This window comes from Pseudokineococcus lusitanus, assembly GCF_003751265.1.
Taxonomy (GTDB): domain Bacteria; phylum Actinomycetota; class Actinomycetes; order Actinomycetales; family Quadrisphaeraceae; genus Pseudokineococcus; species Pseudokineococcus lusitanus.
Genome location: NZ_RJKN01000003.1, coordinates 351,547 through 369,536, shown reverse-complemented (window position 1 = coordinate 369,536; position 17,990 = coordinate 351,547). Strand labels below are relative to the sequence as shown.

The 17,990-nt window shown below is 80.6% G+C and carries 15 protein-coding genes; 11 read left to right on the top strand and 4 right to left on the bottom strand.

Annotated elements, in window-relative coordinates; translation table 11 throughout:
- The first annotated feature begins 66 nt into the window (after nt 1-66).
- From EDC03_RS07595 to EDC03_RS07575, 5 genes are all read left to right on the top strand, one after another.
- The gene (locus tag EDC03_RS07595; RefSeq protein ID WP_148058036.1) at nt 67-861 is read left to right on the top strand and encodes a DUF3152 domain-containing protein; all 795 of its coding nucleotides are present in this window, start codon (nt 67-69) and stop codon (nt 859-861) included.
- Nucleotides 858-2,081: a ThiF family adenylyltransferase gene (locus EDC03_RS07590; protein WP_123379578.1), complete on the top strand. Its 1,224-nt coding sequence runs from the start codon at nt 858-860 to the stop codon at nt 2,079-2,081. The genes EDC03_RS07595 and EDC03_RS07590 overlap by 4 nt, the downstream gene beginning before the upstream one ends.
- On the top strand, nt 2,078-2,425 hold the full coding sequence (locus EDC03_RS07585) for an MGMT family protein (RefSeq protein ID WP_158674232.1): 348 nt from the start codon (nt 2,078-2,080) through the stop codon (nt 2,423-2,425). The genes EDC03_RS07590 and EDC03_RS07585 overlap by 4 nt, the downstream gene beginning before the upstream one ends.
- A gap of 129 nt (nt 2,426-2,554) precedes the next feature.
- A complete protein-coding gene (locus EDC03_RS07580; protein WP_199720026.1) occupies nt 2,555-5,932 on the top strand; it encodes an ATP-dependent helicase in 3,378 nt (1,125 codons plus the stop codon).
- Nucleotides 5,929-9,384, top strand: a complete 3,456-nt coding sequence (locus EDC03_RS07575; RefSeq protein WP_199720025.1) for an ATP-dependent helicase — start codon at nt 5,929-5,931, stop codon at nt 9,382-9,384. Before EDC03_RS07580 ends, EDC03_RS07575 begins: the two co-directional genes overlap by 4 nt.
- A gap of 27 nt (nt 9,385-9,411) precedes the next feature.
- On the opposite strand, the gene EDC03_RS07570 is transcribed toward EDC03_RS07575, so the two are convergent.
- Together EDC03_RS07570 and EDC03_RS07565 are read right to left on the bottom strand one after the other, a co-directional pair.
- Nucleotides 9,412-10,266: an endonuclease/exonuclease/phosphatase family protein gene (locus tag EDC03_RS07570; protein ID WP_123379577.1), complete on the bottom strand. Its 855-nt coding sequence runs from the start codon at nt 10,264-10,266 to the stop codon at nt 9,412-9,414.
- A gap of 80 nt (nt 10,267-10,346) precedes the next feature.
- Nucleotides 10,347-11,282 (bottom strand): phosphotransferase, encoded by a 936-nt coding sequence (locus tag EDC03_RS07565; protein WP_123379734.1) that lies wholly within the window; start codon nt 11,280-11,282, stop codon nt 10,347-10,349.
- A gap of 121 nt (nt 11,283-11,403) precedes the next feature.
- Between EDC03_RS07565 and nudC the strand changes: the two genes are divergently transcribed.
- Nucleotides 11,404-12,411: an NAD(+) diphosphatase gene (gene nudC / locus EDC03_RS07560; protein ID WP_199720023.1), complete on the top strand. Its 1,008-nt coding sequence runs from the start codon at nt 11,404-11,406 to the stop codon at nt 12,409-12,411.
- 10 nt (nt 12,412-12,421) lie between these two features.
- Here nudC and EDC03_RS07555 read toward each other — a convergent pair whose 3' ends face one another.
- Nucleotides 12,422-13,075, bottom strand: coding sequence for a nucleoside/nucleotide kinase family protein (locus EDC03_RS07555; protein WP_123379576.1), 654 nt, complete (start codon nt 13,073-13,075; stop codon nt 12,422-12,424).
- 98 nt (nt 13,076-13,173) lie between these two features.
- On the bottom strand, nt 13,174-13,443 hold the full coding sequence (locus EDC03_RS07550) for a mycoredoxin (RefSeq protein ID WP_123379575.1): 270 nt from the start codon (nt 13,441-13,443) through the stop codon (nt 13,174-13,176).
- Between the two features lie 172 nt (nt 13,444-13,615).
- On the opposite strand from EDC03_RS07550, the gene EDC03_RS07545 reads away from it, so the two are divergent.
- The 5 genes from EDC03_RS07545 (at nt 13,616) to EDC03_RS07525 (ending at nt 17,901) form a co-directional block, all read left to right on the top strand.
- Nucleotides 13,616-15,775, top strand: a complete 2,160-nt coding sequence (locus EDC03_RS07545; protein ID WP_123379574.1) for an ATP-dependent DNA helicase UvrD2 — start codon at nt 13,616-13,618, stop codon at nt 15,773-15,775.
- A 145-nt stretch (nt 15,776-15,920) separates the two neighbouring features.
- Nucleotides 15,921-16,247 (top strand): hypothetical protein, encoded by a 327-nt coding sequence (locus tag EDC03_RS07540; RefSeq protein WP_158674231.1) that lies wholly within the window; start codon nt 15,921-15,923, stop codon nt 16,245-16,247.
- Nucleotides 16,248-16,413: 166 nt separating this feature from the next.
- A complete protein-coding gene (locus tag EDC03_RS07535) occupies nt 16,414-16,701 on the top strand; it encodes a WhiB family transcriptional regulator (protein ID WP_123379732.1) in 288 nt (95 codons plus the stop codon).
- 133 nt (nt 16,702-16,834) lie between these two features.
- Nucleotides 16,835-17,086: a hypothetical protein gene (locus EDC03_RS07530; RefSeq protein ID WP_123379572.1), complete on the top strand. Its 252-nt coding sequence runs from the start codon at nt 16,835-16,837 to the stop codon at nt 17,084-17,086.
- Nucleotides 17,087-17,199: 113 nt separating this feature from the next.
- Nucleotides 17,200-17,901: an AIM24 family protein gene (locus EDC03_RS07525; RefSeq protein ID WP_123379571.1), complete on the top strand. Its 702-nt coding sequence runs from the start codon at nt 17,200-17,202 to the stop codon at nt 17,899-17,901.
- The last annotated feature ends 89 nt before the right edge of the window (nt 17,902-17,990 follow it).

Sequence of the window (17,990 nt, the reverse complement as noted above, 5' to 3'; positions counted from 1 at the left end):
GCCGGCGGCGCGCCGTGGACGGGCGCGGCCCCGGCGGGCGGCGGCGTCGATCGTAGGCTCGGGACCGTGGTGAGCCGTCGGGTCGTCCGTCGCCGCCGCCAGGTCCTGGCCGGCGGCCTGCTGCTCGTGGCCGCCGTCAGCACCGCCGCCGCGGTCTCCCGCGAGGACGCGGCGCCCGCCCCGCAGGCCCCGGCGGCCGCCCCCGTCCCGCCGTCGCCGTCGGCCACGGCCGCCCGCTCGCCCGCGACCACGGCGGCCTCGGCGCCGGACCCGGTGGACGCCGACCCGGACCGGGCCGCCGGGGTGCTCGAGCGGCGGGTGCCGGACGCGGGCACGGGGCGCCGCGTCACCGTCCCCGGGACGTCGGCCGCGGCCCCCGCGGCCGAGGGGGCGCGGGTCGTGCAGACCCGCGTCCAGGTGGAGGAGGGGCTGCCCGCCGACCACGAGGCCGTCGCCGGGACCGTCATGGCCGCGCTGCAGGACGAGCGGGGGTGGGCGCCCGACGGCTGGGCCTTCGCCCGGACCGACGACGCCGAGGGGTCGCCCGCGCCGGACCTCACCGTCGTCGTCGCCGGCCCCGACCTCACCGACGACCTGTGCGCCCCGCTGCGCACCCGCGGACGGCTGTCGTGCGCCGTCGGGGACGTCGCCGTCCTCACCTGGTACCGGTGGGTCGAGGGCGCCGAGGCCTACGGCGAGGACCGCGCCGGCTACCGGCAGTACCTCGTCTCGCACGAGGTCGGCCACACGCTCGGGCACGGCCACGTCGGCTGCCCGGGCGAGGGCGAGCCCGCGCCGGTCATGCTCCAGCAGACCAAGGGCCTGCAGGGCTGCGCCGCCAACCCCTGGCCGCACCCGTGAGCGCGCCCGCCCCGGGCGCCGGGGGCCTGCCGCCGCTCGTCGCGCCCGTCGCCGCGCTGACGCCCGCCCAGCGGCGGCGCGCCGTGCGCCACCTCGTCCTGCCCGGCCTCGGCGAGGAGGGGCAGCGGCGCCTCGCGGGGGCCCGCGTGCTCGTCGTCGGCGCGGGCGGGCTCGGCTCCCCGGTGCTCGGCTACCTCGCGGCGGCGGGCGTCGGCCGCCTCGGCGTCGTCGACGACGACGTCGTCGCCGTCTCCAACCTGCAGCGCCAGCTCCTGCACGGCACGGCCGACGTCGGGGAGCCCAAGACCGCCAGCGCCGCCCGGGCGCTCGCGGCCCTCGACCCGGGCGTGGAGGTCGTGGCGCACGCCGAGCGCCTGGCGGACCCCGACCGGGTGCTCGAGCTCGTGCGCGGCTACGACCTCGTCGTCGACGGCGCCGACAACTTCCCCACCCGCTACCTCGTCGCCGACGCCTGCGAGGCCGCCGGCGTCCCGGAGGTGTGGGGGTCGGTCCTGCGCTGGGACGGCCAGGTGAGCGTCTTCTGGCCGGGGCGGGGCCCGGGCTACCGCGACCTCTTCCCCGCGCCGCCCCCCGAGGGGTCGGTCGCGTCCTGCGCGGAGGCCGGCGTCCTCGGGGCGGTGTGCGGGCTCGTCGGGTCGGTCATGGCCACCGAGGTCGTCAAGGTCCTCACCGGGGCCGGGCGCCCCCTCGTCGGGCGCGTCGCCGTCCTCGACGGCCTCGCCATGACCTGGCGCGAGGTGCCCGTCCGCGCGGGAGGACGGGCCGCCGCGCGCCCCGCCGGGGGCGGGGAGGAGGCGTCGCCGTCGTCCGCGTCGCCGGGGGCCCCCCGCGGCGACCACGGCCAGGTCGTGCCGGCCGCGCGGCCCCCCGTCGAGGAGGTCGGGCCCGAGGAGCTGGACGACCTCGTGGCCGCCGGGACCGCCGTCGTCGACGTGCGCGGCCGCGCCGAGCGCGCGGCGGCGCCCGTGCCGGGCGGGCTGGGCGTCGACCTCCACGAGATGCTCGCGGCCCCGGGGCGGCAGCCGGGCGCGCTCGCGCCGGGCGGCACCCTCGCCGGGCTGGACCGCGACGCCCCCGTCGTCGTCTGCTGCGCCACCGGCGTGCGCTCGCTGCTCGTCGCGGAGCAGCTGCAGGACAGCGGTTTCCGTCACGTCCGCCACCTGCGGGGCGGCGTCGTCGCCTGGCTGGAGCAGGGGTGAGCCCCCGGCCCGGCGGGCGCCGCGCCTCCGCGTGGGAGGACGCCGTCCTCGCCGTGGTGGCGCAGGTGCCGCCCGGGCGGGTCCTCACGTACGGCGACGTGGCCGAGCTGCTCGGCCACGGCTCGGCGCGCGGCGTCGGGCAGTCGATGGCCCACGCCGGCGACGAGGTCTGCTGGTGGCGGGTCGTGCGGGCCGACGGCGGCCTCCACGAGCCGCTGCGCGCCCGTGCGGCCGTCGAGCACGGCCGGGAGGGGACGCCCCGTCGCCCCGACGGCCGGGTGGACCTCGGCCGCGCCCGGTGGGACGCCGCGGGGCTCGACCTGCCGTCCGCGCCGCCCGGGTGAGGCCGAGGCCCCGCTGTCGGGGGCCCGTGCTTGGGTGATCGCGTGGTGGTCGGGGGGACGTCGCGGGCGAGGACGGGCACGTCGGGGGACGCACCGGGGGCGGCGCGGCCCGGGCCGTCGCTGCGCCTCGTGCGCCGCCCCCGCCGGGTGGTGCGGCCGCCCCTGCTCGACCCGGTGCAGGCGGAGGTCGCCGGCGCCCCGCCCGGGTCCGGGTCCCTCGTCCTCCTCGGGGCGCCCGGCACGGGCCGGACGACGACGCTCGTCGAGACCGTGGCCCGGCGCGCCGCGGCCGGGGAGGACCCGGGCCGGCTCCTGCTCCTCGCGCCGGGACGCGTGGCCGCGGCCGCCCTCCGCGACCGGGTGGGGGACCGGCTCGCCCGCACGTCGGTGGAGCCGGCGGCCCGCAGCTGGCACGCCTACGCCTTCTCGCTGCTGCGCCGGACGGCGCTCGAGCACGACGAGCCGGCGCCCCGGCTGGTGTCCGGCCCCGAGCAGGACCGGGCCATCGCCGAGCTGCTCGCCGGGCACGCGCGCGGCGAGGGCCGCCGGCCGGCCTGGCCGGCGTCGGTGCGCCCGGCCCTGGGGCCGCGCGGCACGGGCCTGCGCGGCCTGCGGGACGAGCTGCGCGACCTCGTCATGCGCTGCCTCGAGCGCGGCGTGACGGCCGAGGAGCTGGCGGACCGCGGGCACGAGGTGGGGCGGCCGGAGTGGGTCGCCGCCGCGTCCGTGCTCTCGGAGTACGAGGAGGTCGCCGCGCTGCGCGACGGCGCGGCGCACGACCCGTCGGCGCTCGTCGACGCGGCGGCCCGGCTCCTCGAGGACGACGAGGAGCTGGCCGCCCGCGAGCGCTCGCGCTGGGCGCTGGTCGGGGTGGACGACGCCCACGAGGCGGGGGCCGCCGTCGGGCGGCTGCTCGACGCCCTCGCGCCCGGGGACGGCGGGCCGGACCTCGTCGTCACCGGCGACCCCGACGCGACGACGCAGTCCTTCCGCGGCGCCGACCCGCTCGTGCTGGCGGGGCTGGCCCGCCGCTCGCGCGTCCTCGTCCTCGGCGTCCGGCACCGCGCGGGCGGCGCCGTCGCGGACGCCGTGCGCCGGGTCGCCGAGGGCGTCCCCAGCGCCGGGCTCGTCGAGCAGCGCCGGGCGGCGGACCCGCCGGCGCGCGCGGTCGACGAGCCCGTGGAGGGCGAGCCGGAGGACGGCGAGCCGGAGGACGACGCGGGCGCGGGCGGGACCTGCGTCGAGCGGGCCGTCCTGCGCTCGGCCGCCGCGGAGGGCGCCTACGTCGCCGGTCTCCTCCGGGAGGCGCACCTGCGGCGCGGCGTGCCGTGGGAGGAGATGGCCGTCGTCGTCCGCAGCGCGGGCCGCACGGCGCCGCTGCGGCGGGCGCTGCAGGCCGCCGGCGTGCCCACCGCGGACGTCGGCGGGGACCTGCCGGTGCGCGACGAGCCGGCCGTGCGCCCGCTGCTGCTGGCGCTCGCGGTGGCGCTCGACCTGCGCGACGGCGTCGCCGGCAGCCCGGACGGCGAGGCGGCCGTGGCGCTGCTCACCTCCGGCGTCGGCGGTGCCGACGCCGTGCACCTGCGGCGGCTGCGCCGGCGCCTGCGGGCCGCCGAGCGCGCGGCGGGCGGCGCCCGGGGCAGCGACGAGCTGCTCGTCGCGCTCGTGGCCGACGGGCTCGCCGGCGGGGGCGCAGCGGGCCGGGACGGGACGCCGGCGTCGGCCGAGGACCCGGCCGACGGTGCCGGCGACCCGGTCGTCGCCGCCGTCCTCGCCGAGGGCTCGGCGGACGTCGCGCCCGGCCGCCGCGTCCGCCGGGTGCTGCGGGCGGCCCTCGGGGCCGCGACCCCCGCGCCGGACGGGCCCGGCGCGCCCGTCGTCGGGTCCGCCGCCGGCGACCCGGGCGACGCCGAGGAGGTGCTCTGGGCGCTGTGGCGCGCCACCGGCCTCGCGGCGCGCTGGCAGGAGCAGGCGCTCGCCGGGGGGCCGGCGGGGCGCCGCGCGGACTCCGACCTCGACGCCGTCGTCGCCCTCTTCGAGGCGGTCGCCCGCTTCGCCGACGCGGCCGTCCGCCGCGGCCCCCGGGCGCTGCTCGAGCAGCTGGCCGGCCAGGAGCTGCGCGCCGACAGCCTCGCCGAGCGGGCCGCCCCCGGCGGGCGGGTCGAGCTCCTCACCCCGCAGGCCGCGGCCGGCCGGGAGTGGCGCACCGTCGTCGTCGCCGGCCTGCAGGACGGCGTCTGGCCCGACACCCGCGTCCGCGACGGGCTGCTGGGGACGTCCGCGCTCGTCGACCTCCTCGCCGGGCGGGGCGACGGGACGGGGCGGGGGCCGGGGGCCCGCGCCGAGGTCGTCGCCGACGAGCGCCGGCTGCTGCACGTCGCCGTCTCCCGGGCCCGCGAGCGCCTCGTCGCCACCGCCGTCGCCGACGGCGAGCAGCGGCCGTCGCCCTTCCTCGACCTCGTCGCGCCGCCGCCCCCGCCGGCCGAGGGGGCGGACCCCGACGAGGAGGTGCTCACGCCCGTCCCGCGCCGCCTCGCGCTGCCGGCCCTCGTCGCGGAGATGCGCCAGGTGCTCGTGACGCCGGACGGCGGCCGGGACGGCAGCGGCCGCCCGGTCGACGCCGACCGCCGGGCCGCGGCGGCCGCGGGCCTCGCTCGGCTGGCCGCGGCAGGCGTGCCCGGGGCCGACCCCGACGACTGGTACGGCCTCGCGCCGCTCAGCGACGACGGCCCGCTGCACCCCGGCGACGAGCCGGTGCCCGTCTCGCCGTCGAAGGTGGAGCAGTTCGGCCGCTGCCGGCTGCGCTGGCTCCTCGAGGCCTCCGGCGCGGTGGCGCACGAGGCGTCCGGGGCGTCGGTGGGCACGCTCGTCCACGACATCGCCGCCCAGCACCCCACGGCGGACCGCGCGACGCTCCGGGCCGAGCTCGACCGTCGCTGGCACGAGCTCGGGCTGCCCGACGCGTGGCCGGCGCAGCGGGAGCGGCGCCGGGCCGAGGCGATGCTCGACCTGCTCGCCCCCTACCTCGCCGGCTCCGGCGGGCGCACGCTCGTCGGCACCGAGGTCGACGTGCGCGTCGAGGTGGGGCGTGCGCTGCTCACGGGGCGCGTGGACCGGCTCGAGCGCGACGGGGAGGGGCGCCTCGTCGTCGTCGACCTCAAGACGGGCTCGTCCGCGAGGAAGGACGAGCTCCCGCGGCACCCGCAGCTCGGCGCCTACCAGGCCGCCGTCGAGGCCGGTGCCTTCGCGGCGTCGGCCGGCGGCGGCGCGCGCAGCGGTGGGGCGCTGCTCGTCAACGTCAAGCCGCCGCGGGCCGCGGCGTCCCTGCAGCCGCAGGCGCCGCTCGAGGCCGACCCGGAGCCCACGTGGGCGGCCGACCTCCTCTCGGCCACGGCCGAGGGCATGGCGGGCGCCGCCTTCCCCGCCCGTGACCACGACCAGTGCCGCACGTGCCCCGTGCGGACGTCGTGCCCGGTGCGGGTCGAGGGCCGGCAGGTGGGCGCGTGAGCCCGCGGCGGCCGCCCGCGGGCGGTGGCGGCGAGGAGCAGCTGGCCTTCGAGCTGCCGGGCGGGACGCCGGCCGGCGACGAGGGGCGGCCGGCGGTGGACGCCGACGCCGTCGCGGACCTGCTGCGCCGGCACCGGCCCACGGCCGAGCAGCGGGGCGTCGTCGAGGCGGGCCTCGAGCCGCTCCTCGTCGTCGCGGGCGCGGGCTCGGGCAAGACCGAGACGATGGCCGCGCGGGTCGTCCAGCTCGTCGTCACCGGGCAGGTGGCCCCCGACCGGGTGCTCGGCCTGACCTTCACGCGCAAGGCCGCGGGCGAGCTCGCAGAGCGGGTCCGCGTGCGGCTGCGCGCGCTGCGCGCCGCCCTCGACGAGGGCCGGGGGCCGGCCGGGCTCGTCGTCCCGGAGGGCGAGCCCGTCGTCGCCACCTACCACTCCTACGCCGCCGGGGTGCTGGCCGAGCACGGGCTGCGGGTCGGCGTCGAGCCGGGCGCCCGGGTGCTCGGCGAGGCCGCGGCGTGGCAGCTGGCCGCCGAGGTCGTCGAGGGCTGGACCGAGGGGCTGCCCGGCGTCGACAGCGCCGTGTCGACGGTGGTCGCCGCCGTCGTCGCGCTCGGCGGCGAGTGCGCCGAGCACCTCGTCGGGCCCGACGAGCTCGAGGCCTCCCTCGGCGCGGTCCTCGACCGCGTCGGACGGCTGCCGAAGGACGACGCCGGGGGCGAGCCGCCTCGGCCGCTGCCGGCGTCCACGGCCAAGCTGCTGGCCCCGCTGCGGTCGCGGCGTGCGCTCGTCCCGCTCCTGCGGGCGTACGCGGCGCGCAAGGCCGCCGCCGAGGTGCTCGACTTCGGCGACCAGGTCCGCCTCGCCGCGCTCGCCGCGACGCGGGCGCCCGCGGTCGGCGCCACGGAGCGCGACCGGTACGACGTCGTCCTCCTCGACGAGTACCAGGACACGAGCCACGCCCAGCTCGAGCTGCTCCGGGCGCTCTTCGGCGGCGGGCACCCCGTGACGGCCGTGGGGGACCCGCACCAGTCGATCTACGGCTTCCGCGGCGCGAGCGCCGGCACGCTGGCGCGCTTCCCCGGCCAGTTCCCGCGCGCCGACGGGACGCCCGCCCGGGTCCTGCACCTGTCGACGAGCTGGCGCAACGACGAGCAGGTCCTCGTCGCGGCCAACGCCGTCTCCGCGCCGCTGCGCGAGGGCCCGGCCGGCGGCGGGGACCTCGTGCCGCCCCTGGGCCCGAGCCCGCGCGCCGGGCGGGGAGAGCTGCGCGTGTCCTGGTACGGGACGTCGGCGGAGGAGGCGGCGGCCCTCGCGGGCGCCGTCGCCGCCGCGTGGACGGCGCCCGGCGAGCGCCCCACCGCGGCCGTGCTGTGCCGCCGCCGCGCGCAGGTGCCGCTCGTCGAGGAGGCCCTGCGCGCCGCCGGGCTGCCCGTCGAGGTCGTCGGCATGGGCGGCCTGCTCGAGCGGCCCGAGGTGCTCGACGTCCTCGCCGTCCTCCACGCCGTCCACGACCCCGGGCGCGGCGACGTCCTCGCGCGCCTGCTGACGGGGCCGCGCTGGCACCTCGGCCCGCGCGACCTGCGCGCCCTCGGGCGGGAGGCGCGCCGCCTGGGCCGCGAGGCGGTCGGCGGGCCCGCCGCCGGCGCCGCCGGCGCCACCGGCGACGGCGCGGCGCCCGAGGCGGACGACGTCGTCGCGGAGGCCGTCGCGGCCGGCGACGTGGCCGCGGCGGAGCGGCCGGAGCCCGCCGAGTCCGCCGGCCTCGTCGAGGTGCTCGAGGCCCTCGCGGGGGACCGGCCGGACGGACGGCCGCACCGGGGGCTGTCGGCCGCCGCCCACGCGCGGCTCGTCCGGCTGGGGCGCGAGCTCGCCGCGCTGCGGGCCCGCAGCAGCCAGCCGCTGCCCGACCTCGTGGCCGACGTCGTCCGCACCACCCACCTCGAGGTGGAGCTGGCCGCGGCGCCCGGGGCGTCGCCGTCCGGGGCGGCCGCCCAGCTCGACGCCCTCGTCGAGGTGGCCGCGGGCTTCGCGGGCGCGGCCGGGGCGCCGGACGGCCGGACGCCGCTCGGGGGCTTCCTCGCCTGGGTCGAGGCGGCCGCGGTGCGCGAGCGGGGGCTCGACCAGGCCGACGAGGAGGAGCCGCGCGGCGAGCCGGAGGAGGTGGAGGCCAGCCGCACCGCCGTCCAGGTGCTCACCGTCCACGCGGCCAAGGGCCTCGAGTGGGACGTCGTCGCCGTGCCGGGGATGGGGGAGGGCGCCTTCCCGGGCGGGGCGGGCCGCTCGGCCACGGACACCGCGAGCGGCTGGCTCACCGGCCTCGACGCCCTGCCGTACCCGCTGCGCGGCGACGCGGCGTCCCTGCCGGTCTGGCACGAGCCGTCGGCCGGGAGCCTCGCGGGGCTGACCGCGGCCACGGCCCGGTTCAAGGAGGAGTGCGGGGCCTCCGTCGTGGGCGAGGAGCGGCGGCTCGGCTACGTCGCCGTCACCCGGGCCCGGCACCTGCTGCTGCTGTCCGGGGCCACGTGGACGCCCGGGCGCAGCACGCCGGTGCGGCCGTCCCGCTTCCTCCTCGAGGTGGCCGACGCCGCGGGGGAGCGCGAGGCCGTCGAGGTCGCGGTCGCCGCGGCGGGGGAGGCGGCGGAGCCGCCGGAGCCCGCCACCGCCCCGTGGCCCGACCCGTCGGGCCCGCCGGCACCGCTGCGGGAGGCCGCCGCCGCCGTCCGCGAGGCCCGTGCGGCCCTCGCGGCCGCGGGGCCGGCCGACGCCGCGGCGGGCGGGGAGTGGGCCGAGGACGTCGAGCTGCTGCTCGCCGAGCGGGCCGCGGCGCGGCGCACGACCGCCGAGGTCGAGCTGCCGCCGCACCTGTCGGCGTCCCGTGTGGTCCAGCTGGCCCGCGACCCGGCGTCGCTCGCGCTGGCGGTCCGGCGTCCCGTGCCGCAGCCGCCCGCCCGGGCGGCGCGGCGGGGCACGGCCTTCCACGCGTGGCTCGAGCGGCGGTGGGGCGCCGCCGCGCTCGTCGAGCTCGAGGACCTTCCCGGCGCGCAGGACGCCGGCGCGGCCCCGGACGAGGAGCTGCCGCGGCTGCAGGCCGCCTTCGAGGCCTCGGAGTGGGCCTCGCGGGTGCCCGAGCGGGTCGAGGTCCCCGTCGAGACGCCCGTCGACGGCACCGTGCTGCGGGGCCGCGTGGACGCCGTCTTCCGCACGCCCGACGGCGGGTGGGAGGTCGTCGACTGGAAGACCGGCCGCGTGCCGACGGCGGACGACGCGGCGGCCGCGGCGGCGCAGCTCGCCGTCTACCGGCTCGCGTGGGCCCGCCTGCAGGACGTCCCGCTCGAGCGGGTCTCGGCGGCCTTCTTCTACGCGGCGTCGGGGCGGACGGTGCGCCCCCTCGCCGGCCTCGACGAGACGGCGCTGCTCGCGGTCCTGCGGGCCGCACCGGTCGTCGACGGCTGACGGCCGGTCCCCGCGGCGGCCCGGGCCTCAGGCCGGGGCGCCGCCGGGCACGGCCGCCGCGGGCACCTCGACGTCGACGCACAGCGCGCGGTGGTCGCCGACGGCGATGTCGAGGTCCACCCGGCCGAGGCGCCACGGCAGGAGGAGCTCCTGCCGCAGGTCGCCGAGCGGCCGCAGCGCCAGCACGTGGTCCAGCTGCCGGGTGGGGACGGGCAGCGGGTAGGTCGGCCCCTCGACGAGCCGGCGCGCCCCCAGCACCTTCGCGGGCAGCGCCCCGGGGAGGTTGAGGTCGCCGACGAGGAGCACGGGCCCGGGCAGGCCGGCGGCCCAGGCGCGCACCTGCCGGAGCTGCCGCACGGCGACGGGCGGCACGAAGGACAGGTGGGCGGCGACGACGGTGAGCCCCTCGGTCTCCGCGGCGACGGCCACGCGGGGCTCGTCGCGCACGACGAGCAGCTTCGTGCCCCCGTCGGGGCCGGGGACGGGCAGCGGGACGGAGGCGGGCCCCGCGCGCAGGGCCAGGGCGCTCCAGCGCCGGACGGGTCGCCGCACGTAGAGGGCCGTGCCGTAGCGGGGCCGGCCGTCCTCCGGCCACCGCTCGTCCTCGAGCCGGCCGGCGACGGGCTGCCAGGGGTCGGCCTCGCCGGGGATGCCGAGGACGGTCGGTGCGAAGCGCCAGTCGACGGGGCCGCCGGCCGCGGCGAGCGCCTCGGCGACCACGCGCGGCTGGTGCACCTGGCCGGAGCGCTCGCCGAGCACGTCGAGCTCCTGGACGGCGAGGACGTCGGGCGCCACGTCGGCCAGCGGCGCCAGCGCGGCGGCGAGCGCGGCCGCGTCCGCGAGGCGGGGGACGCCGGCCGAGCGGTCGCGCCGAATGGGCACGCCCCCGTCGGCCGCGACGAGGCGGCCCCGCTCGCCCGCGCCGCGGCCGGAGGCGATGTTGGCCGTGGCGACCCGGGTCCTCAGAGCGCCTCGCCCCCCACGTCGGCGTCGAGGTCGCGCAGCATCTGGACGGCGTCGTCGACGACGTCCGCGTCGTCGGTCCGGACGCCGTGGAGGAGCCAGCGGGCGAGGGCGACCTCGCCGGCCAGCTGGGCCCGCACCGGCAGGTGCCGGTCGGGCTGCTCGTCGCGCGAGACGGCGTAGGCCTCGAGCACGGTGTCGAGGGCGTCGGCGTCGGCGCCGACGGCGAGCCAGGCGAGGTCGTCGGCCGGGTCGCCGACCCGCGCCTCGCCCCACTCCACGACGGCCGTGACGGCGCCGCCCTCGGCGAGGACCCGCTCGGGGGCGAGGTCGCCGTGGACGAGGCACGGGCTGAAGCGCCAGCGCCCGACGTCCTCGGTGGCCTTCTCCCAGCGGGACAGCAGACCGGGCGGCACCTGGCCGGTGCTCGCCGCGCGGTCCAGCTCGACCAGCCGGCGCTCGCGGTGCTCGTCGGCGGTGTAGGAGGGCAGCCCCGCCTCGTCGGCGATGGTCGGCGGCAGCTCGTGGAGCCGGCCGAGGGCGGTGCCGAGGGAGCGGGAGAGCCCCGGCCCGGGCCGCAGGTCGCCGACGTCGAGCGGGTGGCCGGGCAGCGATCGGTGGACGAGGGCGCGCCCGCCGCCGCGCACCGCCGCGGAGCCGGCGGGCTCGGGCACGACGAAGGGCAGCGTGCCGGCGTCGAGGGCGACGAGACGGCGCAGCAGCACGGCCTCGCGCTCGAGGTGCGTGCCCGCGGCCGGGTCGGCCGGGACGCGGACGACCCACGAGCGGCCGGCGGCGTCCGTGACCACCGCGGCGTCGACGTCCTCGCCCACGCCGTCGGCGGCGTCCGCGCGGCGAACCTGCGTCGGCTGCAGCCCGGGGACGGCGGCGCTGGCGAGGGCCGCGAGCACGAGGGGGGAGCGGGGCGCTGGCACCGGCACACGGTAGGGGACGCGGCCCCCGCCGGCCCCGCCGACGCGGGCCGCCGGGCCGGCCGTGCCGGGCGGCGGGGGTGCCGTCGGGCGGTCGGGGCCGGGGGCTGCCTACGGTGGCGGCGTGAGCGTCGGCGAGAGCGGGCTGGGCCCGCTGCTGCTGTCCCGGGCGGACCTCGACCGGGACGGCGTGTCCCGCACCCGCCCCGACCTGCTGCGCGACCTCTGGGCCGACCCGTCCACCCGCGTCCTGCGCGTGCGGCCCGACGGCTCGGCGCCGGTGCGCGGGGCGACCGGGGCGCCGACCGCGGGCACGCCCGACGCCGGCGCGCTCGCCCTCGAGCTCGTCGCCCCGCGCGACGTGGCGCCCGTGCTGCCCGAGGACCAGGTCGTCGTCTACCTCGGGCGCTCCGACGAGGGGGAGGCGTTCGTGGCCGTCGAGGTCGCCGCCGAGCAGCCGGTCGCCGACGGCGCCGGCTGGCCCGTCGCGGCCGGCGACGAGCGGTGGGCCGGGCTGCGCGAGGTCGGGGCCCTCCTCGACGACCGGGGCAGCGGCCTCCTCGTCGAGGCCGTCGGCGTCCTCAACTGGCACCGGGTGACGACGCACTGCCCGCGGTGCGGGGCCCGGACGGCGGTCACCTCGGCCGGGTGGACGCGCTCGTGCCCCGTCGACGGCAGCGAGCACTACCCGCGCACCGACCCGGCCGTGATCATGGCCGTCGTCGACGACCGCGACCGGGTCCTGCTGGCGCACAACGCCCTCTGGCCCGAGGGCCGCTACTCCGCGCTCGCGGGCTTCGTCGAGCCGGGCGAGCCGCTGGAGGCCGCGGTGCGGCGCGAGGTGCTCGAGGAGGTCGGCGTCGTCGTCGGCGAGGTCACCTACCGGGGCAGCCAGCCGTGGCCGTTCCCGGCCTCGCTCATGCTCGGCTTCACCGCCCGCGCGTCGTCGACGGACGTCCGCGTCGACGAGGTGGAGATCGCGGCGGCGCGCTGGTTCACCCGCGCCGAGCTCGCCGCCGCCGTCACCGCGGGCGAGGTGCGGCTGCCGCCGCCGACCTCGATCGCGCTCCGTCTCGTCGAGGCCTGGTTCACCGAGGGCGGGGACCCGATGCCGGCCGCCGAGGGCTGGTGACCGCGGGCCCTCAGGCCCAGGCCGACGGGGCGTCGCCGAGGACGAGCGCGGGGCGGCGGAGGTCCTCGGCGCGCAGGACGACGTCGGCGCGCGGCGCGGGGTCGGTCTCCTCGCGGTAGATCGCCCACGCCCCGGTCCGGCGCACGGCGGCGTCCCCGCCCAGCCGGCGGTGGACGGCGGCGTCGGACACGAGCAGGTGGACGACGAGGTCCAGCGCGTCGGCCGTCTCCCAGCGCAGGAGGTAGGGCCCGTCGAGGACGAGCACCGAGCCGACCGGGGCGGTGCGGCGCGGGGCCCGGACGGCGCGGTCGGCGGCCTCGTCCCACAGGGCCGGCAGCCAGGTCCCCGCCCCTCCCGGCCCGAGGGGGTCGAGCACCTCGCGGAGCAGGCCGAGGTGGTCGACCTCGGAGGTCCAGGCCGTCGCGGCGTCGCGCGGCCCCGCCGCCAGCCGGACCGAGCGCGGCCGGAGCCAGTCCCGGGCGCGGACCCGGAGGACGGCGGCGCCGCGGGCGTCGAGGGCCGCGGCGACGGCGTCGGCGACGTGCTCGCCGTCCGCGGGCACGGCCGCGTCGACGCCGAGGCGGACGGCGGTGCCCCCGCCCGTGCCCTCGCGGAGGGCGGCCGCGGCCCCGAGGGCGCGGTCCGCGAGGCGCCCGGCGAGCACGTCGACGGCGACGGGCTCGGCGGTCGCCGTCCCGGGGCGCCCGGCGCCCGGGCCGCCCCGGTCACCGGGACGTCCCGGGCGCCGGCCCGCCGGACGGCTCAGAGCCGGCTCTTGACCTCGGCCAGCGACGGGTTCGTCGCCGTGGTCCCGTCGGCGAAGAGCAGCGTCGGCACGGTCTGGTTGCCGCCGTTGACCGCGGCGACGAAGTCCGCCGTGCCCGGCGTCTGCTCGATGTCGACCTCGGCGTAGGTGACGCCGTCGCGGTCCATCTGCCGCTTGAGGTTGCGGCAGTAGCCGCACCAGGTCGTCGTGAACATCGTCACGGTGCCGGGGGCGGGGACGTGGTCGGCGGGTGCCGTGGCGGTCATCGTGGTGCCTCCTCGGCGCCGGCCCGCGGGCGGGCGCCTCGTCGTCGGGTGCACGCGGGCGGGGCCCGCCGTGCGTCGTCGACGCGCACAACGCGCGACGGCGCGCGCGTCATCCACCGCGGCGCGGGCGTCGGCGCGGGGCGTCGGCGGGCGGTGCGAGCATGGGCGCGCCATGAACAGCGCCCGGACCACCAGCGACGCCCCGCTCGACGCCGACGCCGTCCTCGAGGCGCTCGACCCCGAGCAGCGGGAGGTCGCCCGGGCGCTCTCGGGGCCGGTCCGCGTCCTCGCCGGCGCGGGCACCGGCAAGACCCGGGCGCTCACGCACCGCATCGCCCACGGCGCGCTCGCCGGGGCCTGGCAGCCCACGCAGGTCCTCGCCGTCACCTTCACCGCCCGCGCGGCGGCCGAGATGCGCACCCGGCTGCGCGACCTCGGCGTCCCCGGCGTGCAGGCGCGCACCTTCCACGCCGCCGCGCTGCGCCAGCTGCAGTACTTCTGGCCGCAGGCCGTCGGCGGGGCGCTGCCGCCGCTCGTCGAGCACAAGGCCGGGCTCGTCGCCCAGGCCGCGTCGCGCCTGCGGCTGCGGGTGGACCGGGCCGCCGTCCGCGACCTGTCCGCCGAGGTCGAGTGGGCCAAGGTCGGCATGCTCACGCCGGACGCCTACCCGGAGGAGGCGCGCCGCCGCGGCCGCCCGGCCCCCGCGGGGCTGGACCACCTCGCCGCCGCACGGGTCATGCGCGGGTACGAGGAGGTCAAGACCGACCGCGGGGTCATCGACTTCGAGGACGTCCTCCTGCTCACCGTCGGGGTGCTCGAGGAGCGGGCGGACGTCGCGCGCGCCGTCCGCCAGCAGTACCGCCACCTCGTCGTCGACGAGTACCAGGACGTCAGCGGCCTGCAGCAGCGCCTCCTCGAGCTGTGGCTCGGGGAGCGGGACGACCTCTGCGTCGTCGGCGACGCCAGCCAGACCATCTACTCCTTCGCCGGGGCCGACCCCCGCCACCTGCTCGACTTCGACCGCCGTCACCCCGGCACGCGGACGGTCCGCCTCGTGCGCGACTACCGGTCCACGCCGCAGGTCGTCGCCCTCGCCAACGGGCTCCTCGACCGCGCCCCCCGCGCCGCCACGCGCGCGCGGGTCGAGCTCGTCGCCCAGCGGCCCGCCGGCCCCGCGCCGGAGTTCTGGGAGAACGCCGACGACGACGCCGAGGCCGCCCGCGTGGCCGCGTGGGTCGCCGACCTCCTCGCGCAGGGCCACGCGGCCAGCGAGGTCGCGGTGCTCTTCCGCACCAACAGCCAGTCCGAGCCGCTGGAGCAGGCGCTCGCCGCCCGCGGCATCGGCTACCTCCTGCGCGGCGGCGAGCGCTTCTTCGCCCGCAAGGAGGTGCGCGACGCCGTCCTCCTCCTGCGCGGGGCGGCGCGCTCGGACGACGGGGCGCAGCCGCTGGGCGCCGTGGTCCGCGACGTGCTGTCCGGGGCCGGGTGGGCCGAGCGCGCCCCCGAGGGCTCGGGCGCCGTCCGCGAGCGCTGGGAGTCGCTGCAGGCGCTCGTCGCGCTGGCGGACGACGTCGCCGCCGCCCGTCCGGACGACCGGCTGCCGCAGCTCGTCGCCGAGCTCGACGAGCGGGCCGCCGCGCAGCACGCTCCCACCGTCGAGGGCGTCACCCTCGCCTCGCTCCACGCCGCCAAGGGCCTGGAGTGGGACACGGTCGTCCTCGTCGGCCTGTCGGAGGGGCTGATGCCCATCAGCTTCGCCGCGGACGACGCCGACGCCGTCGAGGAGGAGCGCCGCCTGCTCTACGTCGGCGTGACGCGGGCCCGCGAGCGCCTCGTCTGCTCGTGGACGCTGTCGCGCACGCCGGGCGGGCGGGCGTCGCGCAAGCCGTCCCGCTTCCTCGACGGGCTCCGGCCCGCCTCGGCCGCCGACGCCGCCCGCGGCGCGGGGGCCCGCGGCGGGACGAGGGCGGAGCGGAAGCGGCGCGGCGCGCAGCTGAGCCGGTGCCGCACGTGCGGGGAGCCGTTGACGACGGCGGCCGCCCGCAAGACCGGGCGGTGCGAGAGCTGCCCGGCCACCTACGACGAGGCCACCTTCGAGGCGCTGCGCGAGTGGCGCTCCCGGACGGCCGCCGAGGCCAAGGTGCCCGCGTACGTCGTCTTCACGGACGCCACGCTCGTCGCGGTCGCCGAGGCGCGGCCCGCGGCCACGGCCGACCTCGCCGGCATCGCCGGGATCGGCCCGGCCAAGCTCGAGCGCTACGGCGAGGCCGTCCTCGCCGTCCTCGCGGGGGATGCCCCCGCCCCCCCCGACGGGCCGGCCGAGCACCCCTAGGAGGGGGCGCGCGGGGCCCTGCGCGGGTCGCCGCGGAAAAAGACGTTGTGCGCCGTCGACGGGTGCCCCTAGCGTCTGCGTCGGCAGCGAGAGCGACGCCCCCGGGACGCACCCCGGGCGCGCGAGAGGTGAGGAGGTGGTCCCCGTGGTGAGCACGACGACCGTGACGACGCCCGGCACCGCCCCCGTCGTGGCCCCCTGCGCCTACCGCCTCCCCGTGCCGTCCGCGGCGCCGGCCCCCGCCCTCGTGGAGGGCCCGTTCCTCGGGTCCACGGGTCCGGTGACCGGGGGAGAGCTCCGTCCGCAGGTCGGCCGTCGCACGCCCCTCGAGGGCTTCGCGGCGCCCGGCGGCGTCCCCTTCGCCGGCGGTCACCGCGAGCGCGGCGACCACCAGCGCCCCTTCCCCGTCCAGAACGTGCTCGACCGGACCCCCACCGGGGGCCCCGACCCCGGCAGGACCCCCACCGCCTAGGCCCCCGGCCAGGCGCGAGGCCCCTGCCGAGGCCGCGGCTCCCGATCCCGGGAGCCGCGGCCTCGTCCGTGCCACGGCTCCTCCAGCCCCTCGCCCCGCCCCCGCTGCGCCTGGTCACCCCGGGCCGCGGGACGCACCACCTGGAGAAGCCGTGCACCTCACGACCATGCTCGAGCGCCCCGTCGCCGACCTCGACGCGGGCGCGACGGACGAGCTCGCCGCCGTGCCCTGCCGGGACGGCGACGGCGACCTCTGGTTCGCCGAGGCCCCCGCCGCCCTCGAGGCGGCCAAGGCCGCCTGCGCCCCGTGCCCGCTGCGCGAGGCCTGCCTCGCCGGCGCCCTGGTCCGGCGCGAGCCGTGGGGCGTCTGGGGCGGGGAGATCTTCGACGGCGGCGCCGTCGTCGCCCGCAAGCGGCCCCGCGGCCGTCCCCGCAAGCACCCCGTCGTCGCCTGACGCGACGGCCCGGCGGCACGCCCGCCGGGCCGTCGCCCGCCCGGACGCCACCGGCGTCCGGCAGCACCGCCACCGTCCCGACGTGCCCGCGGCCCACCCGCGCCGTCGCACCCGCACCCCCGGAGACCTCGCCATGACCGCACGCACCACCGCCCCACCCCTGCCCGACACCGCCGGCGTCCTGCTCCGCCTCGTCGGGCCCGCCGACCGCGGGTCCGCCGTCGCGGCGCGCGCGCTGCGCGGTGCCCGGGACGAGCGCCGGCTCGCCGACGCCCTCGCCCGTCGCGCCGCCGACCGAGCCGAGCGCCGGGCCGAGCGGGCCGCCGACCGGGCCGTCGCCGCCCGGCGCCGGGCCGAGGGCGTCGCCGTCCTCGCCCGCGCCTGACCGCCCGGCCGTCCCCGACCGCCCCCAGCACGACCGACGGGCCCTCCCCACCCGGGGGAGGGCCCGTCGTCGTCCGCCCCCCTCGCGCGCCCGTCCGGCGCTAGCGTCCGGCCGTGCGCAGCCACCTCTTCGACCCCCGGCACGCCGAGCAGCAGACGGCGGCCCGCTGGACCCGTCAGAACGACAAGATGGCCCGGGTCGTCCTGGGCCCCGACGTCCTCGCGGCGAAGGGGTCGATGGTCGCCTTCCAGGGCGACGTCCGCTTCGACCACGAGGGCTCCGGGAGCGTCGGACGCCTCGTGCGCCGCCTCGTCTCGTCGGCCGACACGCCGCTCATGCGGTGCTCCGGCCGGGGCGAGGTCTTCCTCGCCCGCCGTGCCGAGGACGTCTTCACCGTCGAGCTCGAGGGCGACGCCATCTGCGTCGACGGCAGCAACGTCCTGGCCTTCGACGCGGACCTCGACTGGGACGTCACCCGCGTCCAGGGCGCCGGCACCCTCACCGGCGGCCTCTTCACCCTCCAGATCGGCGGCCACGGCACCGTGGCGCTCACGAGCGACGGCCCTCCCGTCCTCCTCGACTGCGCCGAGCAGCCCACGTCGGTGGACCTGCAGTCGGCGGTCGCGTGGTCGGCCGGCCTCGTGCCGACCGTGCGCAGCAGCCTCAACGCGCGGTCGGTCCTGCGGGGCGGCACGGGCGAGGCCTTCCAGTACGTCTTCTCGGGGCCGGGCTTCGTCGTCGTCCAGCCCAGCGAGGGGCGCCCCGAGGTGCCGTCCGGCGGCACCGGCGGCGGGGGCGGCGGCCTCTTCACCTGAGGTCGTCCCGCGCGGGCGGCACGGCCGTCCCGCGCGGGCGGCACGGCGGGCCGGCCTCGGGCGGCGCAGGGGCGGCGTAGGGTCGGCTG

Bases quoted from the DNA above. Each gene is read 5' to 3' on its own strand.
- EDC03_RS07550 (WP_123379575.1), bottom strand. From the start codon at position 13,443: ATGACCGCCACGGCACCCGCCGACCACGTCCCCGCCCCCGGCACCGTG.
- EDC03_RS07530 (WP_123379572.1), top strand. From the start codon at position 16,835: ATGACCGCACGCACCACCGCCCCACCCCTGCCCGACACCGCCGGCGTC.
- EDC03_RS07535 (WP_123379732.1), top strand. From the start codon at position 16,414: ATGCTCGAGCGCCCCGTCGCCGACCTCGACGCGGGCGCGACGGACGAG.
- EDC03_RS07545 (WP_123379574.1), top strand. From the start codon at position 13,616: ATGAACAGCGCCCGGACCACCAGCGACGCCCCGCTCGACGCCGACGCC.